The 22,581-nt window shown below is 74.3% G+C and carries 18 protein-coding genes; 3 read left to right on the plus strand and 15 right to left on the minus strand.

What is annotated here, in order from left to right; genetic code table 11:
- Positions 1 to 78 precede the first annotated feature (78 nt).
- Positions 79 to 1,464, minus strand: coding sequence for a transcriptional regulator (locus ACZ63H_RS09850; RefSeq protein ID WP_469863295.1), 1,386 nt, complete (start codon positions 1,462 to 1,464; stop codon positions 79 to 81).
- Between the two features lie 305 nt (positions 1,465 to 1,769).
- Between ACZ63H_RS09850 and ACZ63H_RS09855 the strand changes: the two genes are divergently transcribed.
- Positions 1,770 to 2,435: a bifunctional DNA primase/polymerase gene (locus tag ACZ63H_RS09855; protein ID WP_469863296.1), complete on the plus strand. Its 666-nt coding sequence runs from the start codon at positions 1,770 to 1,772 to the stop codon at positions 2,433 to 2,435.
- Positions 2,436 to 2,686: 251 nt separating this feature from the next.
- Here ACZ63H_RS09855 and ACZ63H_RS09860 read toward each other — a convergent pair whose 3' ends face one another.
- Positions 2,687 to 3,379 carry a metal-dependent transcriptional regulator gene (locus ACZ63H_RS09860; RefSeq protein WP_030611974.1) on the minus strand — a complete coding sequence of 231 codons (693 nt, stop codon included), beginning with the start codon at positions 3,377 to 3,379 and terminating at the stop codon, positions 2,687 to 2,689.
- A gap of 315 nt (positions 3,380 to 3,694) precedes the next feature.
- On the opposite strand from ACZ63H_RS09860, the gene ACZ63H_RS09865 reads away from it, so the two are divergent.
- Positions 3,695 to 4,450, plus strand: a complete 756-nt coding sequence (locus ACZ63H_RS09865; protein WP_467943967.1) for an SIS domain-containing protein — start codon at positions 3,695 to 3,697, stop codon at positions 4,448 to 4,450.
- A 15-nt stretch (positions 4,451 to 4,465) separates the two neighbouring features.
- On the opposite strand, the gene ACZ63H_RS09870 is transcribed toward ACZ63H_RS09865, so the two are convergent.
- Both ACZ63H_RS09870 and pdxH read right to left on the minus strand, forming a co-directional pair.
- Positions 4,466 to 5,857 carry a PAS domain-containing protein gene (locus tag ACZ63H_RS09870; RefSeq protein ID WP_469863297.1) on the minus strand — a complete coding sequence of 464 codons (1,392 nt, stop codon included), beginning with the start codon at positions 5,855 to 5,857 and terminating at the stop codon, positions 4,466 to 4,468.
- Positions 5,858 to 6,273: 416 nt separating this feature from the next.
- A complete protein-coding gene (gene pdxH, locus ACZ63H_RS09875) occupies positions 6,274 to 6,960 on the minus strand; it encodes a pyridoxamine 5'-phosphate oxidase (protein ID WP_469863299.1) in 687 nt (228 codons plus the stop codon).
- 175 nt (positions 6,961 to 7,135) lie between these two features.
- Here pdxH and ACZ63H_RS09880 point away from each other — a divergent pair, with 175 nt between their 5' ends.
- Positions 7,136 to 8,236, plus strand: a complete 1,101-nt coding sequence (locus ACZ63H_RS09880) for a citrate synthase 2 (RefSeq protein ID WP_469863301.1) — start codon at positions 7,136 to 7,138, stop codon at positions 8,234 to 8,236.
- 42 nt (positions 8,237 to 8,278) lie between these two features.
- On the opposite strand, the gene ACZ63H_RS09885 is transcribed toward ACZ63H_RS09880, so the two are convergent.
- The 11 genes from ACZ63H_RS09885 to ACZ63H_RS09935 all read right to left on the minus strand — a co-directional run bounded on the left by ACZ63H_RS09885 (position 8,279) and on the right by ACZ63H_RS09935 (position 22,399).
- Complete coding sequence (locus ACZ63H_RS09885; protein ID WP_469863303.1) at positions 8,279 to 9,304, minus strand: isopenicillin N synthase family dioxygenase; 1,026 nt, start codon at positions 9,302 to 9,304, stop codon at positions 8,279 to 8,281.
- A gap of 227 nt (positions 9,305 to 9,531) precedes the next feature.
- Entirely contained in the window at positions 9,532 to 10,137 is a 606-nt protein-coding gene (locus ACZ63H_RS09890; RefSeq protein ID WP_469863305.1) for a TetR/AcrR family transcriptional regulator, read from the minus strand.
- Entirely contained in the window at positions 10,125 to 10,901 is a 777-nt protein-coding gene (locus tag ACZ63H_RS09895) for an enoyl-CoA hydratase family protein (RefSeq protein ID WP_469863307.1), read from the minus strand. The genes ACZ63H_RS09890 and ACZ63H_RS09895 overlap by 13 nt, the downstream gene beginning before the upstream one ends.
- The gene (locus tag ACZ63H_RS09900) at positions 10,898 to 12,466 is read right to left on the minus strand and encodes a 4-coumarate--CoA ligase family protein (protein WP_469863309.1); all 1,569 of its coding nucleotides are present in this window, start codon (positions 12,464 to 12,466) and stop codon (positions 10,898 to 10,900) included. Before ACZ63H_RS09900 ends, ACZ63H_RS09895 begins: the two co-directional genes overlap by 4 nt.
- A gap of 22 nt (positions 12,467 to 12,488) precedes the next feature.
- The gene (locus ACZ63H_RS09905; RefSeq protein WP_469863311.1) at positions 12,489 to 13,649 is read right to left on the minus strand and encodes an acyl-CoA dehydrogenase family protein; all 1,161 of its coding nucleotides are present in this window, start codon (positions 13,647 to 13,649) and stop codon (positions 12,489 to 12,491) included.
- A gap of 7 nt (positions 13,650 to 13,656) precedes the next feature.
- A complete protein-coding gene (locus ACZ63H_RS09910) occupies positions 13,657 to 15,510 on the minus strand; it encodes an acetyl/propionyl/methylcrotonyl-CoA carboxylase subunit alpha (protein WP_469863313.1) in 1,854 nt (617 codons plus the stop codon).
- An 8-nt stretch (positions 15,511 to 15,518) separates the two neighbouring features.
- On the minus strand, positions 15,519 to 17,117 hold the full coding sequence (locus ACZ63H_RS09915; RefSeq protein ID WP_469863315.1) for an acyl-CoA carboxylase subunit beta: 1,599 nt from the start codon (positions 17,115 to 17,117) through the stop codon (positions 15,519 to 15,521).
- Entirely contained in the window at positions 17,114 to 18,790 is a 1,677-nt protein-coding gene (locus ACZ63H_RS09920; protein ID WP_469863317.1) for an acyclic terpene utilization AtuA family protein, read from the minus strand. The genes ACZ63H_RS09915 and ACZ63H_RS09920 overlap by 4 nt, the downstream gene beginning before the upstream one ends.
- Entirely contained in the window at positions 18,787 to 19,623 is an 837-nt protein-coding gene (locus tag ACZ63H_RS09925) for a TIGR03084 family metal-binding protein (protein WP_469863319.1), read from the minus strand. Before ACZ63H_RS09925 ends, ACZ63H_RS09920 begins: the two co-directional genes overlap by 4 nt.
- Positions 19,624 to 19,682: 59 nt before the next feature.
- Complete coding sequence (locus ACZ63H_RS09930) at positions 19,683 to 21,362, minus strand: NAD-dependent malic enzyme (protein ID WP_469863321.1); 1,680 nt, start codon at positions 21,360 to 21,362, stop codon at positions 19,683 to 19,685.
- Between the two features lie 80 nt (positions 21,363 to 21,442).
- The gene (locus ACZ63H_RS09935) at positions 21,443 to 22,399 is read right to left on the minus strand and encodes an EamA family transporter (RefSeq protein ID WP_469863323.1); all 957 of its coding nucleotides are present in this window, start codon (positions 22,397 to 22,399) and stop codon (positions 21,443 to 21,445) included.
- Positions 22,400 to 22,581 lie beyond the last annotated feature (182 nt).

The following is a 22,581-nucleotide window of genomic DNA, read 5'->3' on the forward strand; positions in this document are numbered from 1 at the left end:
GCTCAGGGCGTGGCCTTTCCCGCCGTGACGGTGACGACGACACCGCCCCGCGACGCGGTGGGCGCGCGGGGCCGGTGTTCACGCGGCCTGCTGGAGTTCGAGGCGCGCCCCGAACTCCCGTACCACCGCCTCCTCCCGGAACGGCTCCAGGCGCTGCTGGAGGTCGTCCAGGTACTCGGCACCCCGGTTGGAGCGCAGCGTCTCCAGCAACTCCACCGCTTTCATGCCGGTGTTGCAGGCCTGTTCGACCTCGCGCTGCTGCACCTGGGCCGTGGCGAGCAGCACATAGCCGATGGCGCGGCGGCGGGCCCGGGCGGCGGGATGCCCGGCCAGCGACTGCTCGGCGTAGCGCGCCGCCTGCTCGGGCTGCCCGAGGTCGCGGTGGCAGTGCGCCAGCTCGTCGGCGAGATAGGCCTGGTCGAAGTGGGCGATCCACACCGGGTCGTCCCCGTCGGCGTCGTCCGCGCGGTCCAGCGCCGCCACCGCCCGCCCGCCGGCCGCCTGTGCCGCGCGCGCGTCGCCGAGCAGGGCGTGCCCGCGCGCCTCGGCGGCGTGGAACATCGCCTCCGCGCGCGGGGTGACGTGCCCGCGCGCTCCCTCCTGCGCCGCCCGCGCCAACTGGGCGATCTCGCGCGGGTTTCCGAGCTGCGCGGCGAGGTGACTCATGGAGGCGGCCAGGACGTACCCGCCGTATCCGCGGTCACCTGCGGCCTGTGCGAGGCGCAGCGACTGGATGTAGTACCGCTGGGCCAGGCCGGGCTGGCCCGTGTCGACGGCCATGTACCCGGCCAGTTCGGTCAGCCGGGCGACGGCGGCGAACAGATCGCGGCCGACCGCCTCGCGGTAGGACCCCGCGAGCAGCCCGGACACCACGCTGTTGAGGTAGTGCACGACGACCGGGCGGACGTGCCCGCTGCCGTACTGGTGGTCGAGTTCCACCAGCGCCTGGGTCATGGACCGTACGGCGGCCACGTCGGCCTGGCCCACGCGCGGGCCCGCCTGCCGGGCCACCTGGGTGTCCGGCGCCGAGATCAGCCAGTCCCGGCTGGGCTCGACCAGCGCGGAGGCGGCGACGGAGGAGCCGGACAGGAAGTCCCGGCGCCCCACGTCGCTGCGCCACAGCTCGCAGACCTGCTCGATGGCTCCCAGTACCGTCGGCGAGAACTGGAGGCCGACCCCCGAGGCGAGGTTCTTGCCGTTGGCCATGCCGATCTCGTCGATCGTGACCGTACGGCCCAGCTTGCGGCCGAGCGCCTCGGCGATGATCGCCGGGGCCCGGCCCCGTGGCTGCTGGCCGCGCAGCCAGCGGGCCACGGACGTCTTGTCGTAGCGCAGGTCGAGGCCGTGCTCGGCGCCGCACATGTTGACCCGCCGGGCCAGCCCGGCGTTCGAGCACCCCGCTTCCTGGATGAGTGCCTGCAGCCGTTCGTTCGGCTGCCTCGCGACGAGAGGCCTTGCGGCCATGTGCTTACCCCCTGCGTTGCGGTCCCCTGGAGTGTGTGGTGCGACCCTGCGGAGCCCGGGGCTCCGTCCCGGTCGACCCGGACGGGACGATCACTGCCCAGTAGACATACCGTCAATGCGCGACATATGCGGTTTGCCGGAAGTAATGGAGGACGCCGGCCCACTCCCTGGCTACCCCGCCCACGCCCCGCTTCCTCGCGCGCGCCCCCGACCGTGCCTCCATGCGCCCCGACCGCCGGACCGATGCTCCTCCCCGCGCGCGCCCTGGGCCGTAACTCCAGGTGGACACGGGAGTTGAGTGGGGCGTGGAAGAGACGATCGCGGGCGCCCAGGACACTCAGACGGCAGGCCGGATTCCGCGGCAGCGCGGGACATCGCTGCTGGAGACCGCCGTGCGCTACGCCGAGGAACGGCACTGGGACGTCGTGCCGGGCACCTGGCTGGAGACCGCCGACGGCACGCAGCGCTGCTCTTGTGGTGAGGCCGCCTGCCCTGCGCCGGGTGCGCACCCCGCGCGCCCCGACTGGGCGACCCTGGCGACCGGCAGCGCGACCGTCGCGCGCCGGATGTGGCAGCAGCAGCCGACGGCGTCGATCCTGCTGCCGACGGGCCGGACGTTCGAGGCGCTGTCCGTGCCGGAGAGCGCCGGGTTCCTCGCGCTCGCCCGGATGGAGCGGATGCGGCTGGCGCTCGGGCCGGTCGCGCTGTCCCCGGACCGGCGGATGCAGTTCCTCGTGCTGCCGGGGGCGTCGGCGAAGGCGGCGTCGCTGGTGCGGAAGCTGGGCTGGTCGCCGCCGTCACTGGACCTGGTGGCGCTGGGCGAGGGCGCGTACGTCGCGGCGCCGCCCACCCGGTTCGGGTCGCGGGGCGCCGTGCAGTGGGCCCGGCGGCCGACCCCGGCGAACCGCTGGCTGCCGGACGCGGAGGAGCTGATCCCGGCGCTGGCCTACGCGTGCGGACGGGACCGCTAGCCGGCCCGCCCTCTTCGTCGAACAGAGACTCGAAAGCTCTGTTTTCGCGAACAACACCCCTCATTTGAGTGACATGGCGTGATGAATGATCGCCGTGTGTGAGGGGATCTTTCTGTCAGGAGGCGGACCGCTCGGGGAAAAGCCGGTCCGTGGGGGATGACCCTGAGAGCTCGGGGCTCCGGGTCAGCACAGGGGAGGACGAGGCCCCGGCGCCGCACGGCGCCGGGGCCCCTGCCCGTCCCGTCCCCGCCTCAGCGCTTGGCCACGAACACATGGGAGGCGACGTCCGCCTCCAGCTCGGCCGCCTCGCCGCCGCTGCCCACCAGCACACCGCCGGGCGACTCCGTCACGCTCACCACCGAACCGGGCTGCACGCCCGCCCGGCGCAGGGTGTACATCAGCTGCGCGTCCGTCTGGATCGGCTCCCCGATCCGGCGGACGACGACCGTCTTGCCGTCCGTCCCCGCGTCCAGATCGGCCAGCGAGACCATGCCCTCGTCCAGGAACGGGTCCGCGCCGTCCTTCTCCCCCAGCTCCTCCAGGCCCGGGATGGGGTTGCCGTACGGCGACTCGGTGGGGTGCCGCAGCAGCTCCAGCACCCGCCGCTCCACGGCCTCGCTCATCACGTGCTCCCAGCGGCACGCCTCCGCGTGCACCTGCTCCCACTCCAGCCCGATCACGTCGACGAGCAGGCATTCGGCCAGGCGGTGCTTGCGCATCACGCGCGTCGCCAGCCGGCGCCCCTCCTCCGTGAGCTCCAGGTGCCGGTCGCTGGCCACAGACACCAGACCGTCGCGCTCCATCCGCGCCACCGTCTGGCTCACCGTCGGCCCGCTCTGGTCCAGCCGCTCCGCGATGCGGGCGCGCATGGGGACGACGCCTTCCTCTTCGAGTTCGAGGATGGTGCGGAGATACATCTCCGTGGTGTCGATCAGTCCGGACATACGTGCCCCTCGATTACCTCTGCCGGCAGCCCGGCGCGTGCGCGGCCCCCCTGGACATCAATTCTGCCGGATCCCGCTGACAAGCGTGCGGCACCGGGGAAACGGGGCCGTCACGAAGGGGCGTACGGACGGCCGCCGGGGCGGCCGTGCGGCACGGGCCGTGACGGGCGCCCGAGGCGGGTTCGGAAGGCCGGCCGCGCGAGTGCCGGGCGGTACGGCGCCGGGACCCGGCCGAACCTGCCCCGGCCGTATTGACACCGCGCTGGTCCAGACCGCACCGTGATCCGCGACACAGACGCTGCGAAGGGGCACCGCATGAGCGACGGCACGCCTGCCGACCTGTTCTTCGACGCCGCCATCGGCCTGCTGCAACGGGTCCGCGACGAGGAGGCCGACGCGATCGACGCGGCCGCCGCCCTGCTCGCCGACACGGTCGCGGCCGGCGGCCGCCTGTTCGCGTTCGGCGCGGGGCACTCCTCGCTGGCCGCCCAGGACGTCGTCTACCGCGCGGGCGGCCTCGCCCTGATGAACCTGCTCGCCGTCCCCGGCGTCGTCGGTGTCGACGTCACCCCGGCCACCCTCGGCTCCGCCCTCGAACGGGTCGACGGCCTGGCCGGCGCCGTCCTGGACACCTCACCGCTGCGCGCCGGGGACGCCCTGGTGATCGTCTCCCTCTCCGGGCGCAACGCCCTTCCCGTGGAGATGGCCCTGGGCGCCCGCGCCCGCGGCCTGAAGGTCATCGGCGTGACCTCGGTGGCGTACGCGGCCGAGACCACCTCCCGGCACTCCTCGGGCACCTTCCTGAAGGACCACTGCGACATCGTCCTGGACTCCAAGATCGCCGTAGGGGACGCGGAACTCACCCTGGACACCATCCCGGCGCCCTTCGCGCCCGCCTCCACGGTCGTCACCACCGCGCTGCTCCAGGCCGTCATGGCGACCACCGCCGCCGCGCTCGCCGACCGCGGCATCGAACCGCCGCTGCTGCGCTCCGGCAACGTCGACGGCGGGCACGAGTGGAACGGCCGGGTGATGACGCGGTACGGCGACCGGATCTTCTACCGCCGCTGACCGCGCCGCGGGCGCCTACCGCTCCCGCGCGGCGTCCGCCAGGTCCAGGGCCGCGGCGATCCGTACGGCGACGTCCTCGGCGTAGGCGATGTCGGCCCGCTCGAAGCGGCTGCGGCCGGCGCCGCGCAGGAAGGTCACCACGCCCAGCGTCCGCCCCCGGCTGCGCAGCACCGCGCACAGCGCGTGCACCGCGTCGCCGGGCCACTGGCGCTCCAGCGCCCATTCCCGGGCCCGCTCGGCCGGCAGCTCACCGGCGTCCGCGCGCACGGTCCCGGCCCGCCGCACGCACTGCTGCGCCGGGTGCCCCTCGGGGTAGCGCACGGGCAGCCCGGCCGCGCCCGTCAGCAGGCTCGGCCCCGGCGCGCCGGCGGGCGTGGCGGCGAGCCGGACCAGCCGGACCGGCTCCGGTTCCCCCTCGCCCTCCGCGCGCGGGCCGTCCGCGAGCCGGTCGACCAGGGCGTGGTCGGCGAACCCGGCGAGGGCGAAGTCCAGGTGGACGACGGCCGCCTCCGCCGGATCCTCGCACTCGGCGGCGGCCCGGGCCGCGCGGTGCAGCTGGTTCGACCGGAACCGCAGCAGGGCCGCCTCCTGCTGGTCCTGCCTGGCCTCGGTGACGTCCTGGAACAGCCAGCCGACGCCGAGCGGCACCGGCTCCTCGGCGAGCGGCGAGGCCAGCCGCAGGAACCCGTTGCGCCAGCAGCGCCGCCGCTCGCCGTCGGGGGTGCGCACGGCCACCCACATCTCGGCGGGGGCGGGCGGCGCGCCCTCGGCCAGGACGTGCGTCAGCGCGCCCTCCAGTTCCTGCGCGCCCTGGGTGAGCAGTTCGCCGAGCGGCCGGCCCAGCGCCGAGGTCCGCCCGACGCCCAGCGCCCGCGCCGCGTAGGCGTTGACCACGGCGGGCCGCAGATCGGCGTCGACGAGGACGACTCCCCAGGCGGCGTCCTCGAACAGGGCCTCGCTCAGCGCGATGGACCGCTCCAGGTCGATCTGCGCGTGCACCTCGCTGAACGCGCAGTACACGCCCGCCGGTTTCCCGTCGGGCCCGCGCACGGCGGCCGACTGGGTGCGCACGAGCACCCGCCCGCCGTCCTTGGTGACCAGCGCGAACTCGTGCACCTGGCGGCCCGGGGCGTGCATCGCCGACATCAGCCGGGCCTGCACCTCCTCGGCGTCGGCGCTGCGCACCGCCCAGCCGGTGAACCCGTGCCGCCCGACGGCCTCGGCGGCCGTCCAGCCGAGGATCCGCTCGGCCTCCCGGTTCCAGTGCGTGACGACCCCGTCGGCGTCGAACGCGCACAGGGCCGCGTCCATCCCGTCGAGCAGTGCGGCCAGCAGATCGGAGCCCGGCTCACCGGGCTCGTCCGGCCCCAGCTCGTCCGTGGCCCCACTCCGCCGCGAAGCACTCACCTCGACCCCCTGGAGACTGCGTCCGCGCCTGTACATACGGCGCCCGGTTCCCTCACTGGACCTCATTCAACTGGAACGTGACCCAGCCCACACCCTGTTCCCGCAAGAAAAAACAGTTGAGTGCGTCCCGGGTCCTTCTTAGGCTGTCGGTACACGAGAAGGGAGGTGGTTCGGCAGATGTATGAGAACCGGACGCGTGAGGTGGCTGCGGGCTAGCGGCCCGACACCACGGCATGTGCGGTGCCGGACCAGCGCGCGAGAGATGCGCGCAGCCGGCCCAATCCCAAGCAGTCACCCGACCCGCGGGCTGCCGGTACGTCCGGCCGGCTCCTCCTTGAGGAACCCAGCCCGCGGGTCGTCTGCGTTTTCGGGGTTTTCGGGCGCGTGTCCCACGCACCCCTTCCCGGGGCCCCGGGTCAGGGGCCGAGGCGTTCCACCGACCAGGTGCCGTCCGGCCGGGCGGTGTAGCGCAGGCGGTCGTGGAGGCGGTTGGCGCGGCCCTGCCAGAACTCGATCGTCTCGGGGGCGACCCGGAAGCCGCCCCAGTGCGGGGGCACCGGGACCCGTTCGCCCTCCGGATAACGGGCCTCCAGTTCGGCGTAGGCGGCGTCCAGTTCGGAGCGGGAGTCGATCACCGCGGACTGGGTGCTGGCCCAGGCGCCCAGCTGGGAGCCGTGCGGGCGGGTGCGGAAGTAGGCCGCCGTCTCGTCGCGGCCGGTGCGCCGGGCGGTGCCGGTGACGACGACCTGGCGGGCGAGCGGGTGCCACGGGAAGAGCAGCGCGACGTGCGGGTTGCCCGCGAGGTCGAGCGCCTTGCGGGAGCCGTAGTTGGTGTAGAAGACGAAGCCCTCGGTGTCGTACTGCTTCATCAGGACCGTGCGGGAGCTGGGGCGGCCGGCCGCGTCCACCGTGGAGACGACCATGGCGTTGGGCTCGTAGAGCGTGCCGTGCAGGGCGGCGCGGGCGGCGTCCTCGAACCAGCGGGCGAACTGGTCCATCGGATGGGTGGCGAGGTCCTCCTCGGCGAGGCCGTCCGCCCGGTACTGCTTGCGCATGGCAGCGGGGTCGAGAACGGGGTCCGGAAGCGGGTCGCGATCGGTCACGCGGTCATCTTGCCGTATAGAACGGGTATGGCACGGGGTGTCGCGTGGTCTCCCCAACCCTGGCACCGGGCGTTATCGTGCTGCTCCCTTGCGGTGGGATTCACCCCGCGTGACCGCCGGCGCATCGGGGCATCACCGGGGTGACCGCCGTCCACACTTCACGAGGAGCCGCCTGATGTCCGATTTCGTACCCGGGCTCGAAGGAGTCGTCGCGTTCGAGACGGAGATCGCCGAACCGGACAAGGAGGGCGGCGCCCTGCGCTACCGGGGCGTCGACATCGAGGACCTGGTCGGTCACGTCTCGTTCGGCAATGTGTGGGGGCTGCTGGTCGACGGCGCCTTCAACCCCGGTCTGCCGCCCGCCGAACCGTTCCCGATCCCGGTGCACTCCGGGGACATCCGGGTGGACGTGCAGTCGGCGCTCGCCATGCTCGCCCCCGTGTGGGGACTGCGTCCGCTGCTCGACATCGACGTGCGGCAGGCCCGCGAGGACCTCGCCCGGGCCGCGGTCATGGCCCTGTCCTACGTCGCCCAGTCCGCGCGCGGGCAGGGGCTGCCGATGGTGCCGCAGCGGGAGATCGACAAGGCCCACTCGGTGGTGGAGCGGTTCATGATCCGCTGGCGCGGTGAGCCGGACCCCCGGCACGTGGCGGCCGTGGACGCCTACTGGACGTCCGCCGCCGAGCACGGCATGAACGCCTCCACCTTCACCGCCCGGGTCATCGCCTCCACGGGCGCCGATGTCGCCGCCGCCCTGTCGGGCGCGGTGGGCGCCATGTCCGGTCCGCTGCACGGCGGGGCGCCCTCGCGGGTGCTCGGGATGATCGAGGAGATCGAGCGCACGGGTGACGCGGAGGCGTACGTCAAGGGGGCCCTGGACCGCGGCGAGCGGCTGATGGGCTTCGGGCACCGGGTCTACCGGGCCGAGGACCCGCGGGCCCGGGTGCTGCGGCGTACGGCGCGGGAGCTGGGCGCGCCGCGGTTCGAGGTGGCCGAGGCGCTGGAGAAGGCCGCGCTGGAGGAGCTGCACAACCGGCGGCCGGACCGGGTGCTGGCCACGAACGTGGAGTTCTGGGCCGCGATCGTGCTGGACTTCGCCGAGGTGCCGGCGCACATGTTCACGTCCATGTTCACGTGCGCCCGCACCGCGGGGTGGTCCGCGCACATCCTGGAGCAGAAGCGGACCGGGCGGCTGGTGCGGCCGTCGGCGCGGTACGTGGGGCCGGGGCCGCGCAGCCCCCGGGACATCGAGGGCTTCGGGGACATCGCCCACTGAGCCGGTGCCCCGCGCCCCGGGCCGCGCGTCCCGGGGCGCCGGTCAGGCGGGCACCAGCAGGTTCCCGTGGTGGCGCTCCGCGACCAGCGGGTGGGCCCTCAGCTTTCCCTTGAGTTCGTTGTAGCCGTACTCGGCGTACAGGGGGTTCGCCGGGTCGGTGGTGACGCCGGGGGCCGCGGTGGCGTACGGGAACGGCAGGGGGGCGATCCGCGCGTCCAGGCGGGGGTTGTAGAAGAACGGCACGGAGTAGCGCTCGGTGGCGCCGGGCGGGCTGACGACGCGGTGGTTGGTGGCCAGCAGATAGCCGTTGGTCGCCACCTCCAGCAGCTCGCCGAGGTTGACGACGAAGGCACCCTCCAAGGGCGGTACGTCGTGGAAGCGGCCGTCCTCGCGCCGGACCTGGAGGCCGCCGACCGTGTCCTGGAGGAGCAGGGTGAGGAAGCCGTAGTCCTTGTGGGCGCCGACGCCCTGGTCGGTGCCGTCGGCCGCGCTGCCGGGGTAGCGCACGAGCTTGAGGTGCGGGTGGGCGTGCTCGCCGAAGACCGGGTCGTAGAAGCCGGCCGGGGCGCCGATGGCGGTCAGCAGTTCGCGCAGCAGACGGTGGGCGACCGCGCTGAGCCGGTCGATCCAGGCGAGGGCCGCGGTGCGCAGCCCGGGCAGGGCGGCGGGCCACTGGTTGGGGCCCTGGAGCCACCAGTACGGCGGCTCGCCCGCTCCGGGGATCCGGGCGGGGCGTTCGGCGCCGATGTCGAGCTGGTCGCGCCAGTCGCGGGCGCCGCCGGTGCGCTCGTCACCGGTGCGGGTGTAGCCCCTGAAGTGCGGGGAGTTGACGTTGTCGAGGGCGAGCCGGTCGGCCTCGGGGAGGGCGAAGAAGGCGCGCATGGCGGTGAGCAGCGCGTCCGTCTCGGCCCGCGTCACGCCGTGCCCGACGAGCTGGAAGAAGCCGACGTCGTGGGCGGCGCTGTGCAGCTGGGCGTGGAGCAGGGCGCGGGCCTGGGGACCGCGGTCGGCGGCCGACAGGTCGATGATCGGAAGCTGGTCGTACGACGTCGCTGTGTGCGTGGTCATGGTGCGTCCGCGGGTGTACGGGGCACGGGTGGCCGCCGAGGGGTACGAGCGGCCCCCGGGTGCCGGAAAAGGGTGGAGAGGAGGAGATGCGGGGGCTGTCAGGCGCAGAGGCGCGGACAGCCCGTGCTCGTGACGCGCACGTAGTCCACGTGGCGGCGGCGGACGAGCATCGGAAGCATGGGCCAAGGGTAACGCGCTGCGCGAGCGGTCCCGTCGTGGCGGCCCGCTCAGCCCAGCGCGGTCTCCAGCAGCGCCGCCCACTGGGCGACGACCCGTTCGCGGCGGGCGGTGTCGTCGGTGAGGAGGTTGGCCAGACCCAGGCCGCGGGCCATGTCCAGCAGGCCCTGGACGGTCTCGCGGACGCCGGGGCGGGACTCGTCGGCGCCGAGGAGGTCGACGGCTATCCGGTGGGTCTCCCGGCCCACCCGGGCCTCCAGTTCGGTGACGCGCGGGCGCAGCTGTTCCTCGTCGCCGGCGGCGACCCACAGGTGCAGCGCGGCGCGGAAGAGCGGGCCGGTGTAGAGGTCGACGAGCGCGGCGACGACGGCCCGGCGGTCGGCGGGGCCGTCCGGGAACAGGGCCCGCAGCGCCAGCGAGCGTTCCTCGGAGACGTACTCGACGGCCGCGGTGAAGAGGTCTTCCCGGGTCGGGAAGTGGTGCTGGGCCGCGCCCCGGGAGACGCCGGCGCGCTCGGCGACGACGGCGACCGTGGAGCCCGCCCAGCCGTGCTCGGCCAGGCAGGCCACGGCGGCCTCCAGGAGCCGCTGCCGGGTGGCCCGGCTGCGGTCCTGCTTGGGCACGCGCTCGCGTTCGGTCGTCCTCACACCACCCATGCCGCCTCACGTCTTTCCAGGAAGGCCGTCATCCCCTCCCGGGCCTGGCCGGAGGAGAACAGCCGGGCCGTCAGCGCGGTCAGTTCGGCCGCGTCCCGGTCGAATGTCTCCAGCACCCTAGCCGTGAGCAGCCGCTTCGTCTCGGCCAGGGCCTCGGGGGAGGCGCGGCGCAGGCCGTCCAGGACGGGGGCGAGGGCGTCGTCCACGTCGTCGGCCGTCGCCGTCAGCAGGCCCAGGCGCACGGCCTCGGCCGGGCCGAAGCGTTCTCCGGTGAGGTAGTAGCGGGCGACGGCGCGGGGGTCGGCGCGCGGGAGCACCGGCAGGGAGATCACGGCGGGGGCGACGCCGATGCGCACCTCGGTGAAGGCGAAGGTGGCCGCGGCGGAGGCGGCGGCGATGTCGCAGGCGGCGAGCAGGCCGAGGCCGCCGGCGCGGACATGGCCGGTGACCCGGGCGACGACCGGTTTGGGCAGCTCCACGATCCGCCGCAGCAGCGCCACCAGGGCGTTGGGATCGGGCGGGTCGCCGAGGTCGGCGCCGGCGCAGAACGTCGTACCGGTGTGGGTGAGGACCACGGCCCGCACCTCCGGGTCCTCGCCGCAGTCGGCCAGGGCGTCGGCGAGCCGGGCGACGAGGGCCGCGGACAGCGCGTTGCGGGTCCCGGTGGCGTCGAGGCTGAGGGTTTCCACGGCTCGCGCGCGGCTGCGGCCGATCGGCGCGGTGGGCTCGGTCACGGGTGCTCCCTCGGTCCGCCGGCCGGTCATGCCTGCTCCCTGAGCCGGCGGCGCAGGATCTTGCCGGAGGCGGCACGGGGCACGGCGGTGGTGAAGGTGATCCGGCGGACGCGTTTGTACGGGGCCACGCGTGCGGCGACGAACCCGAGGACCTCGTCCTCGGTCGGGCCGTCGGCGCCGGGGCGGCGGACGACGAAGGCGTGCGGGATCTCGTTGCCCTCGCCGTCGCGGGCGCCGATCACGGCGGCGTCGGCGATGCCGGGGTGGGTGAGCAGCAGGGCCTCCAGTTCGGCGGGGGCCACTTGGTAGCCCTTGTACTTGATGAGTTCCTTCACCCGGTCCACGACGAACAGCCAGCCGTCCTCGTCGGTGTGGCCGACGTCCCCGGTGTGCAGCCAGCCGTCGGGGTCGATCAGGGCGGCGGTGGCGTCCGGGCGGCCGAGGTAGCCCTTCATCACCTGGGGGCCGCGGATGAGGATCTCGCCCTCCTCGCCGGGGCCGAGGTCCCGGCGGGGCTCGTCCAGGGAGACGATCCGCATCTCGGTGCCGGCCACCAGCCGGCCGACCGTGCCGGCGGGGGCCTCGCGCAGCCGGTCCAGGGGGACGACATGGGTGCCGGGTGACAGTTCCGTCATGCCGTAGGCCTGGCCGATCGGGGGCAGGCCGAGCCGATCGGAACAGGCCCGGGCGAGCCGGGCGTCCAGCGGGGCGGCGGCGCTGATGACGTACTCCAGCGAGGAGAGGTCGTAGCGGCCGACCGCGGGGTGCTTGGCGAGGGCGAGGACGATCGGCGGGGCCACGTACAGGCCGGTGATGCGGTGTTCCTCGATGGCGGCGAGGAAGGTCTCCAGCTCGAAGCGGGGCAGGACGACGACGGTGGCGCCCTTGCGCAGGGGCGCGTTCATCAGCGCGGTGAGGCCGTAGATGTGGAAGAACGGCAGGACGGCGAGGACGCGGTCGCCGGGGCCGGCCGGGACGGCGGACTCCAGCTGGGCGAGGTTGGTGGCGATCTGCCGGTGGGTGAGCATCACGCCCTTCGGGGTGCCGGTGGTGCCGGAGGAGTACGGCAGCACGGCGATGTCCTCGGCCGGGTCGACGGCGATCCGGGGTTCGGGGGCGGTGGTGGCGAGCAGGGCGGTCAGCGAGCGGTGGCCGGGCGCGCTGTCGCACACCAGGATCTCCCGTACACCGCCCGCGAGTTCGGCGGCCCGGCGGGCGGTGGGCAGCAGCGGGGAGACGGTGACGATCCAGCGGGCCGCGCTGTCGCGCAGTTGCCGGGCGAACTCCTCGGCGGTGGCGAGCGGGTGCGCGGTGGTGACGGTGGCGCCGGCGCGGGTGGCGGCGTAGAACGCGGGCGGGAAGGCGACGGTGTTGGGGCTGTGCAGGGCGAGGACGTCGCCCTTGCGCACGCCGCTGTCGGCGAGGGCGGCGGCGAGGCGCCGGTGGAACCGGTCCACCTGCTCGTACGTGAGGGTGGTGCCGTCCGTGCCGTCGATCAGGGCGGGCCGGTCGCCGAAGGCGGCGGCGTGGCCCAGGACGGCGTCGTGGATGGGGAGTTCTACGGGCGGGACGTCTGCGTACTCGCTGCGGAACACGGTTCCTCCTCACGCGGGGCGCTCAGTACGACTTGGGCAGCCCGAGGCTCTGGTGGGAGACGTAGTTGAGGATCATCTCCCGGCTCACCGGGGCGATGCGGGCCACGCGGGCGGCGGTGATCAGCGAGGCGAGCCCGAACTCCCGGGTGAGGCCGTTGCCGCCGAGGGTGTGCACGGCCTGGTCGACGGCCCGCACGCAGGCCTCGCCCGCCGCGTACTTGGCCATGTTGGCGGCCTCGCCCGCGCCGGCGTCGTCACCGGAGTCGTAGAGGTGTGCCGCTTTCTGCATCATCAGCCGGGCCAGCTCCAGGTCGATGTGGGCCTGCGCCAGGGGGTGGGCGATGGCCTGGTGGGCGCCGATGGGGGCCTTCCAGACCGTGCGCTCGCGGGCGTACTCGACGGCCCTGGCCAGGGCGTAGCGGCCCATGCCGATCGCGAACGCGGCCGTCATGATCCGCTCGGGGTTCAGTCCGGCGAACAGTTGCAGCAGCCCGGCGTCCTCGTCGCCGACCAGCGCGTCGGCGGGCAGCCGGACGTCGTCCAGGACCAGCTCGAACTGCTTCTCCGCCGCGTTGAGTTCCATGGGGATGGGGTGTTTGCGCAGGCCCTCGGCGTCCGTCGGGACGATGAACAGGCAGGGCTTGAGGGTGCCGGTGCGGGCGTCCTCGGTGCGGCCGACGACCAGCACGGCGTCGGCCATGTCGACACCGGAGATGAACACCTTGCGGCCGGTGAGCAGCCAGTCGGTGCCGTCGCGGCGGGCCGTGGTGGTGATGCGGTGGCTGTTGGACCCGGCGTCGGGCTCGGTGATGCCGAAGGCCATGAGGCGGGTGCCGTCGGCGAGCCCGGGCAGCCACCGCCGTTTCTGTTCCTCCGTGCCGAAACGGGAGATCACCGTGCCGCAGATGGCGGGCGACACCACGAGCATGAGCAGGGGGGAGCCGGCGGCGCCCAGCTCCTCCAGGACGATGGAGAGTTCGGCGATGCCGCCGCCCCCGCCGCCGTGCTCCTCGGGGAGGTTCACGCCGAGATAGCCGAGCCTGCCCGCGTCGGACCAGAGCGCGGCGGGGGGTTTGCCCTCGGCGATCGTGCGGGTGACGTAGTCGCGGCCGTAGCGCTTGCCGAGGGCGGCCACCGCGGCGCGCAGGGCCTTGTGTTCGTCGGACTCGATGACGGCGGTCATGGGTCTCCTAGGAAGGGGTTTCCTGCACTACGGCCAGGACCGTGCCCGGCTCGACCTGCTGTCCGGGCCTGGCGTGCAGGGCGGTGAGGGTTCCGGCGGCCGGCGCCGAGATCAGGTGCTGCATCTTCATCGCCTCCACCCATACGAGTCCCTGGCCGGCCCGGACCGTTGCCCCTTCCGCCAGGCCCTCGGCGATCCGGACGACCGTGCCCGGCATCGGGGCCACCAGGGAGCCGGGGGCGAGCTGGGCGGCGGGGTCGGGGAAGCGGGGCAGGGCGGTGAGGCGCGTGCTGCCGACGTGGATCTCGTCGCCGTAGCGGGCGACGGTGAACTTCCGCCGTACCCCGCCGATGTCGAGGACGACGAGCCGCGCGTCGGCGTGGACGACCCGGACCCCGTCCGCGGCGAGGCCGTCCCGGGTGTGGCGGTAGCGGACCTCGTGCTCCTCGCCGTCCCACGCGTACCGCTTCACCTGCGGCTGCGAGGGGACGTTGCGCCAGCCGCCGAACCGGGAGCGGCCGTGGGCGTCGGCGAGGGCGGCGGCCAGGGGGGCGTACGGGTCGTGGGCGGCCTCGGTGAGCGCGCCGAGGTGGCGGTCGTAGAACCCGGTGTCCATGCGGGCCGCCGTGAACTCCTCGTGGCGCAGCGAACGCACCAGCAGGTCCCGGTTGGTGCCCGGGCCGTGGAGCACGGCGGACTCCAGCGCGCCGGCGAGCCGGCGGATCGCCTCGGCCCGGGTGGGGGCGTGGGCGACGACCTTGGCGAGCATGGCGTCGTAGTGGACGCCGATGGTGTCGCCGTCGGCGTAGCCGGTGTCCAGGCGGACGCCGTCCGGCACGGCGAGCCGGTGCAGAGTGCCGGTCTGGGGGGCCCAGCCGCGGGCCGGGTCCTCGGCGTAGAGGCGGGCCTCCACGGCGTGGCCGCGCGCGCGTGGGGGCTCGTTCCCCAGGGCGTGGCCCTCGGCGATCCGGATCTGCTCCGCGACCAGGTCGAGACCGAACACCGCCTCCGTGACCGGGTGTTCGACCTGGAGGCGGGTGTTCATCTCCAGGAAGTGGGCGCGGCCGTCGGCGACCAGGAACTCGACCGTGCCGGCACCGGTGTACGACACGGCGCGGGCGGCGCGTACGGCCAGCGTCCGCAGCTCCTCGGCGAGCCCCTTGGTGAGCCCGGGCGCCGGCGCCTCCTCGACCACCTTCTGGTGGCGGCGCTGGAGGGAGCAGTCCCGGGTGCCGAGCGGCCAGACGGTGCCGTGGGTGTCGGCGAGGATCTGCACCTCCACGTGGCGGCCGTGCTCCAGGTAGGGCTCCACGAAGACCTCGCCGTCGCCGAAGGCGCTCGCGGCCTCGGCGCGCGCGCCCTCCAGCGCGGCCTCCAGTTCGTCCAGGCGGCGCACGATCCGCATGCCGCGCCCCCCGCCGCCCGCCGCCGCCTTCACGAGGACCGGCAGGTCGGCCCCGGTGACCTTCGCCGGGTCCAGCGGGTCGAGGCCCATCAGCCGCTTGGCGCGGGTCTTGGACGCCATCGCCTCGACGGCCTCCGGCGGCGGGCCGATCCAGACCAGGCCGGCGTCCAGCACCGCGCGGGCGAAGCCGGCGTTCTCGGAGAGGAAGCCGTAGCCCGGGTGCACGGCTTCGGCGCCGGCGGCCAGGGCCGCCCGCACGATCAGGTCGCCGCGCAGGTAGGTGTCGGCGGGCGCCGCGCCCGGCAGCCGTACCGCCGTGTCGGCCACGCGCGCGTGCAGCGCGCCGGCGTCGGCGTCGGAGTGCACCGCGACCGTCCGGATGCCCAGCTCGCGGCAGGTACGGAAGACGCGGCAGGCGATCTCGCCCCGATTGGCGACGAGCACACTGGAAATCACGTGGTCCCTCACATCCGGAAGACGCCGAAGCCACCGCGCGCGCCCTCGTAGGGCGCGGTGTGCAGGGCGGAGAGGCACAGGCCGAGGACGGTACGGGTGTCGCGCGGGTCGATGACGCCGTCGTCGTACAGCCGCCCGGACAGGAACATCGGCAGCGACTCGGCCTCGATCTGCTGCTCCACCATCGCGCGCAGGGCCGCGTCCGCGTCCTCGTCGTACGGCTGTCCCTTGGCCGCCGCCGACTGCCGGGCGACGATCGACAGCACACCGGCGAGCTGTTGCGGGCCCATGACGGCGGACTTGGCACTGGGCCAGGCGAACAGGAACCGGGGGTCGTAGGCCCGGCCGCACATGCCGTAGTGCCCGGCGCCGTACGACGCGCCCATGAGCACCGACAGGTGGGGCACCCGGCTGTTGGCGACCGCGTTGATCATCATCGAGCCGTGCTTGATGATCCCGCCCTGCTCGTACTCCTTGCCCACCATGTAGCCGGTGGTGTTGTGCAGGAACAGCAGCGGGATGTCGCGCTGGTTGGCGAGCTGGATGAACTGGGCCGCCTTCTGCGACTCGGCGCTGAACAGGACGCCCTGGGCGTTGGCCAGGATGCCGACGGGGTAGCCGTGCAGGGCGGCCCAGCCGGTGACCAGGCTCGTGCCGTACAGCGGCTTGAACTCGTCGAAGTCCGAGCCGTCCACGATCCGGGCGATCACCTCGCGCGGATCGAACGGGACCTTCAGGTCGTCCGGGACGATGCCGAGCAGTTCCTCGGGGTCGTACGCGGGCGGCTCGGCCGGGCCGGGGTCCGGGTGGGCCTTGCGGTGGTTGAGGCGGGCCACGACGCGGCGGGCCTGGCGCAGCGCGTCGTGCTCGTCCAGCGCGAAGTGGTCGGCGAGGCCGGACACGCGCGCGTGCATCTCGGCGCCGCCCAGCGACTCGTCGTCGCTCTCCTCGCCGGTGGCCATCCTCACCAGCGGCGGCCCGCCGAGGAACACCTTCGCCCGCTCCTTGACCATGATCACGTGGTCGGACATGCCGGGGATGTACGCGCCGCCGGCGGTGGAGTTGCCGAAGACGACGGCGATGGTCGGGATGCCGGCCGCGGACAGCCGGGTGAGGTCGCGGAAGATCGCCCCGCCGGGGATGAAGATCTCCTTCTGGGAGGGCAGGTCGGCGCCGCCGGACTCCACCAGGCTGACGCAGGGCAGCCGGTTGGCCAGGGCGATGTCGTTCGCGCGCAGGGCCTTGCGCAGGCTCCAGGGGTTGCTGGCGCCGCCGCGCACGGTCGGGTCGTTGGCGGTGATCAGGCATTCCACGCCCTCCACCACGCCGATCCCGGTGACGAGGGAGGCGCCGACGGGGTACTCGCTGCCCCAGGCGGCCAGCGGGGACAGTTCGAGGAACGGGGTGTCGGGGTCGAGCAGCAGCTCGATCCGCTCCCGGGCGAGCAGCTTGCCGCGCCCCCGGTGCCGGGCGACGTACTTCTCGCCGCCGCCCGCGAGCGCCTTGGCGTGCTCGGCCTCCAGGCCGGCGAGCTTGGCGAGCATCGCCTCGCGGTGGGCCCGGTGGTCGGGGGCGGTGGGGTCGACAGCGGTCGGCAGAACCGTCACAGCAGGGCCTCCGGGATGTCCAGGTGGCGGGAGCGCAGCCATTCGCCCAGGGCCTTGGCCTGCGGGTCGAACCGGGCTTGCGCGGCGACGCCGGCGCCGAGGATGCCCTCGACGACGAAGTTGAGGGCGCGCAGGTTCGGCAGCGGGTGCCGGGTGACGGGCAGGTCCCGGCACTCGGGCAGCAGCCGCCGGAAGGTGTCGGCCGTCAGCGTGTGGGCGAGCCACCGCCAGGCGTCCTCGGAGCGCGCCCACACCCCGACGTTGGCGTTGCCGCCCTTGTCCCCGCTGCGGGCCCCGGCGACCAGGCCGAGTGGCGCCCGCCGGGTCGGTCCGGGCGGAAGGGGCTCCGGGAGGGGTGGCTCCGGTACGGCGGCCAGGGGGCGCGTCTCCTGGGGCGGGGACACGGGGATGCGGCGGCCGTCATGGAGGACGGCCACATGTGTGGCGTCCACATGGGGCACATACACATCCTCGAAGACCCCATAAGGCGCGCCCTTTCCGGGTGGGGCCAGTACATGGAAGCCGGGGTAGCTGGCCAGGGCGAGTTCCACGGCGGCCCCGCTCAGCGCCCGCCCCACGACCCGCTGGTCCGGGTCCCGCACGACGAGCCGCAGCAGCGCGCTGGCCGTCTCCTCGGTGTCCGCGTCGGCCCGGTCGGTGCGCACCAGGTCCCAGCGCGCCTCCCGGGGCGGGGACTTGGCGAGCGCGCCGGTCAGCTGCTCCCGCACCAGGGCCGCCTTGGCCTCGATGTCGAGCCCGGTGAGGACGAAGACGACCTCGTTGCGGAAGCCGCCGAGCCGGTTGAGCCCCACCTTGAGCGTGGGCGGCGGCGCCTCCCCGCGCACCCCCTCGATCCGCACCCGGTCCGGCCCCTGCCGGACGAGCCGTACGGTGTCCAGCCGGGCGGTGACGTCGGGACCCGCGTACCGGGCGCCCCCCGTCTCGTACAGCAGCTGGGCGGTGACCGTGCCCACGTCCACGAAGCCGCCCGTGCCCGGGTGCTTGGTGATCACGCTGCTGCCGTCGGCGTGGATCTCGGCGAGCGGGAAACCGGGCCGGCGTACGTCCCCCTCGCCGAAGAAGGCGTAGTTCCCGCCGGTCGCCTGGGTGCCGCACTCCAGCACGTGTCCGGCGACGACGGCACCGGCGAGCCGGTCGAAGTCGTCCGGCCGCCAGCCGAAGTGGGCGGCGGCGGGCCCGGTGACCAGGGCCGCGTCGGTCACCCGGCCGGTGACCACCACGTCGGCGCCGGCCCGCAGGCACGCGGCGATGCCGAAGCCCCCGAGGTAGGCGTGGGCGGCGAGGGCGCCGGGGTGGGCGGCGGTCAGGTCGTCGCCCTCGACGTGCGCGACCCGCGCCGGGATGCCGAGCCGGTCCGCCAGCCGCCGTATCTCCCCGGCGAGTCCGGCCGGGTCGAGGCCGCCCGCGTTGGTGACGAGGCGCACACCGCGTTCGCGGGCGAGGCCGAGGCAGTCCTCCAGCTGGCGCGGGAAGGTGCGGGCGTAGCCGGCGGACGGGTCCTTCAGCCGGTCGCGGGCGAGGATGAGCATGGTGAGTTCGGCGAGGTAGTCACCGGTGAGGACGTCGGCCTCGCCGCCGGTGAGCATCTCGCGCAGGGCGTCGAAGCGGTCGCCGTAGAACCCCGAGAAGTTGCCGATGCGCAGCGGTTTCACCGGCCCGTCCCCTCCCCGGGACCGGCGGCCCGCGGTGCCGGCCGATCGGTCCTCCCGGGCGGGCGGCCGGTGCCGGGCGGGCCCGCGAAGGCCTGGGCGATGCCGAGCCAGCGGTCGGCGTCGGGGCCCACGGCCCTCAGGGCGAGGTCGGCGCGGTGGGCGCGCTGGGTGACCAGGAGGCAGAAGTCCAGGGCGGGTCCGGTGACGCGCTGCCGCGCGTCCTCGGGGCCGTACGCCCACACCTCGCCCGAGGGCGCGCGCAGTTCGACCCGGAACTCCTCGGCCGGCGGGGTCAGTCCGCGCACCCCGTAGGCGAAGTCGCGGGTGCGTACCCCGAGCCGGGCCACATGCCGGAGCCGGTCGGTGGGTGGGCGCGCCACGTCCAGGGCGTCGGCGACGTCCCGCCCGTGGGCCCAGGTCTCCATGAGCCGGGCCGTGGCCATGGAGGCGGCGGACATGGGCGGGCCGTACCAGGGGAAACGGGCGCCGGGCGGGGCGCCGCGCAGGGCCTCGTCGAGGGCGGTGCGCCCGGCGCGCCAGGTGGCCAGCAGGCCGCCGGGCGGGAGCGCGGCGCCCTCCTCGGCTCCCTCGTCCACGAACGAGCCGGGGGCGGCGACCGCCTTCCGCACCAGCGTCCGGAAGGCGTCGGGGTCGGTGACGGCGAGCAGGGCCGAGCGGTCGGTCCAGGCGAGGTGCGCGATCTGGTGGGCGACGGTCCAGCCGGCCGCGGGAGTCGGCAGCCGCCACCCCTCCGGGCTCAACTCGGCGACGAGCAGGTCGAGTTCACGGCTTTCGGCACGCAGGTCGTCGATGACGGGCGTCGGGTCGGCCATGTGGGGGAGCATGGCAGCGGCGCCAGAAACAATCAAGCGTGCTTGCATTAATTAGGCCGTCATACCGCTTCCAGGGGCGGATAGACCGGTTCCCAGCGGGCCGCCCGTACCGCCGCCTCGACGTCGTCCGGGACGGTCCGGGCCACGCCCCCGTCCACCGCGGCGCGGGCCACGGCCACCGCGACGGCCTCGGAGGTGGCGCGCAGCTCGCGGATCGGCGGGAGGACCGGCGCGTCCAGCCGGGCGACCCGCGCGTCCGCGGTCCGGCGGGCCACCGCGTCGGCCGCCGCGCGCAGCATCCGGTCGGTGACCCGCGAGGCGCGGACGACGATCGCGCCGAGCCCGAGGCCGGGGAAGACCAGCGCGTTGTTGGCCTGGCCGATCTCGTACGTCGTGCCGTCCAGCTCCACCGGGGCGAACGGGCTGCCGGTGGCCACCAGCGCCTTGCCGTCGGTCCACGCGAGCAGGTCGGCGGGGGTGGCCTCGGCCAGGTCGGTCGGGTTGGACATGGGCAGGATGATGGGACGCCCGGTGTGCCGGGCCATCTCGCGGACGATCTCCCGCGAGAACGCGCCGCCCTGGCCCGAGGTGCCGATGAGGACGGTCGGGTGGACCCGCCGGACCACCTCGGCCAGCGGGATGCCGGGCAGGCTGTCGTCCCGGCGCCAGCCGTCGGTCTCGGCGGCGGGGCGGGCGTACGGCCTCTGCACGTCGCGGAGCCGGTCGCCCTGGTCGTCGGTGAGCAGGCCGTACCGGTCGACGCACCAGAAGCGGGCGAGGGCCTCCGCCCGGGACAGGCCCTCGGCGATCAGGGCGTCGCGCAGCTGGTCGGCGACGCCGATCCCGGCGGTGCCCGCGCCGAAGACGACGATCCGGTGCTCGGGCAGGGGCACTCCGGCGGCGCGGACGCCGGACAGGACAGCGGCGAGGTTGACGGCTCCGGTGCCCTGGATGTCGTCGTTGAAGGTGCAGACCCGGTCGCGGTAGCGGTCGAGGACGCGGTGGGCGTTGGCGGTGCCGAAGTCCTCCCAGTGCAGCAGGGCGCCGGGGAAGAGCCGGGTGGCGGTGGTGACGTAGGCGTCGATGAAGGCGTCGTAGGCGGCGCGGTCGGCGCGGGGGTGGCGGTTGCCGAGGTAGAGGGGGTTGTCGAGGAGTTCGCGGCGGTTGGTGCCGACGTCGAGCATGACCGGCAGGGTGCGGCGCGGGTCGATGCCCGCTGCGGCGGTGTAGACGGCGAGCTTGCCGACCGCGATGTCGATGCCGCCGACGCCCCAGTCCCCGATGCCGAGGATGCCCTCGCCGTCGGTGGCCACGATCAGGTCGACGTCGTCGGCGCCCAGGCCGCTCGCGCGCAGGGAGCGTTCGATGTCGCCGGGGGCGTCCACGGAGAGGTAGACACCGCGCGGGCGGCGGTACTCGGTGCTGTAGTGGCGGATCGCCGTGCCCACGGTGGGGGTGTAGACGATGGGCAGCATCTCTTCGAGGTGGTCGCCGACGAGCCGGTAGAACAGCACCTCGTTGCGGTCGTGCAGTGCCGTCAGGTTGACGCTCCTGGCCAGGTCGTCCGGCTGCTCGCGGAACTGGCCGTAGGCGCGTTCGGCCTGCTGGTCCTGGGTGAGCACCCGGGGCGGGACCAGCCCGACGAGGTCCAGGGCCCGGCGCTCCGCCTCCGTGAACGCCGTACCGCGGTTGATCCGGGGGTCGCCGAGCACGGCACGCCCGCGGGCGGTGACCTTCATATGCCCCACTTTTCCACAAAGCGGGCACCGGTGCGCGGGCGGACGACTACCTACGGTGAGGAGCCGACGGTGCCACCGGCTTACCCGCCCTCGGCCGGCAGGGCGGCCTTGCCCCGGCCGATCTGGGTGCGCACCGCGCCGATGCTCGCCGCGATGACCAGGGCGATGGCCGCCGCCTGGGCGGGGGCGAGGGACTGGCCGAGGACGAGGAAGCCGGCCGTGGCGGCGATGGCGGGTTCCAGGCTCATGAGGATGGCGAAGGTGGAGGCCGGCAGGCGGCGCAGGGCCAGGAGTTCCAGCGTGTAGGGCAGGACCGAGGAGAGCACGGCCACCGCGGAGCCGAGGGCGATGGTGGTGGGGTTCAGCAGACGGGTGCCGGCCTCGGCGATGCCGAGGGGCAGGAAGAGCAGCGCCGCCACCGCCATGGCGAGGGCCAGGCCGTCGGCCTGGGGGAAACGGCGGCCCGTGCGAGCGCTGAAGACGATGTAGGCCGCCCACATGGCGCCGGCGCCCAGGGCGAAGGCGACGCCTGCGGGGTCCAGGTCGCCGAAGCCTCCCCCGCCGAGCAGGAACACGCCCGCGAGGGCGAGGCCGGCCCAGAGGGCGTTGATCGCGCGGCGGGAGGCCAGGACGGACAGGGCCAGCGGGCCGAGGACTTCGAGGGTGACCGCCGGGCCCAGCGGGATACGGTCGACCGCCTCGTAGAACAGGCCGTTCATCGCGCCCATCGTGATGCCGAAGACGAGCACCGTGCCCCAGTCGGCGCGCGAGTGGCCGCGCAGCCGGGGCCGGCAGACCAGGAGGAGGACGACCGCCGCCGCGAGGAGGCGCAGGGTCACCACGCCCAGCGCGCCCGCCCGGGGCATCAGGGTGACCGCGAGCGCGCCGCCGAACTGCACCGAGATGCCGCCGGCCAGCACCAGCCCGACCGGCCCGAACGAGGCGAGGCGGCCGGGGGCACCCGGGGACGGCGACGGCGCTCCCGGTGACGCGGGTGACGTCGAGTTCGCGCTGCTGGGGGTGTTGACGGTGCTCACGGCGGTCCCGGTGGCTCGGATCAGATCGTGTACATCTCCATGTACTACCGAGTCCAGGGTAATAGACTCCGTCAGGAGTGTGAACCCCTTATGGCACTGTCCTGGATGGTGAGATACGGCCCTCTCGGATACCGGGCTCCACGACGCGCCCGCCGTTCACGGGTTCCCCCGTGGCGCCGGGG

The organism is Streptomyces sp. NPDC104831 (assembly GCF_055583025.1).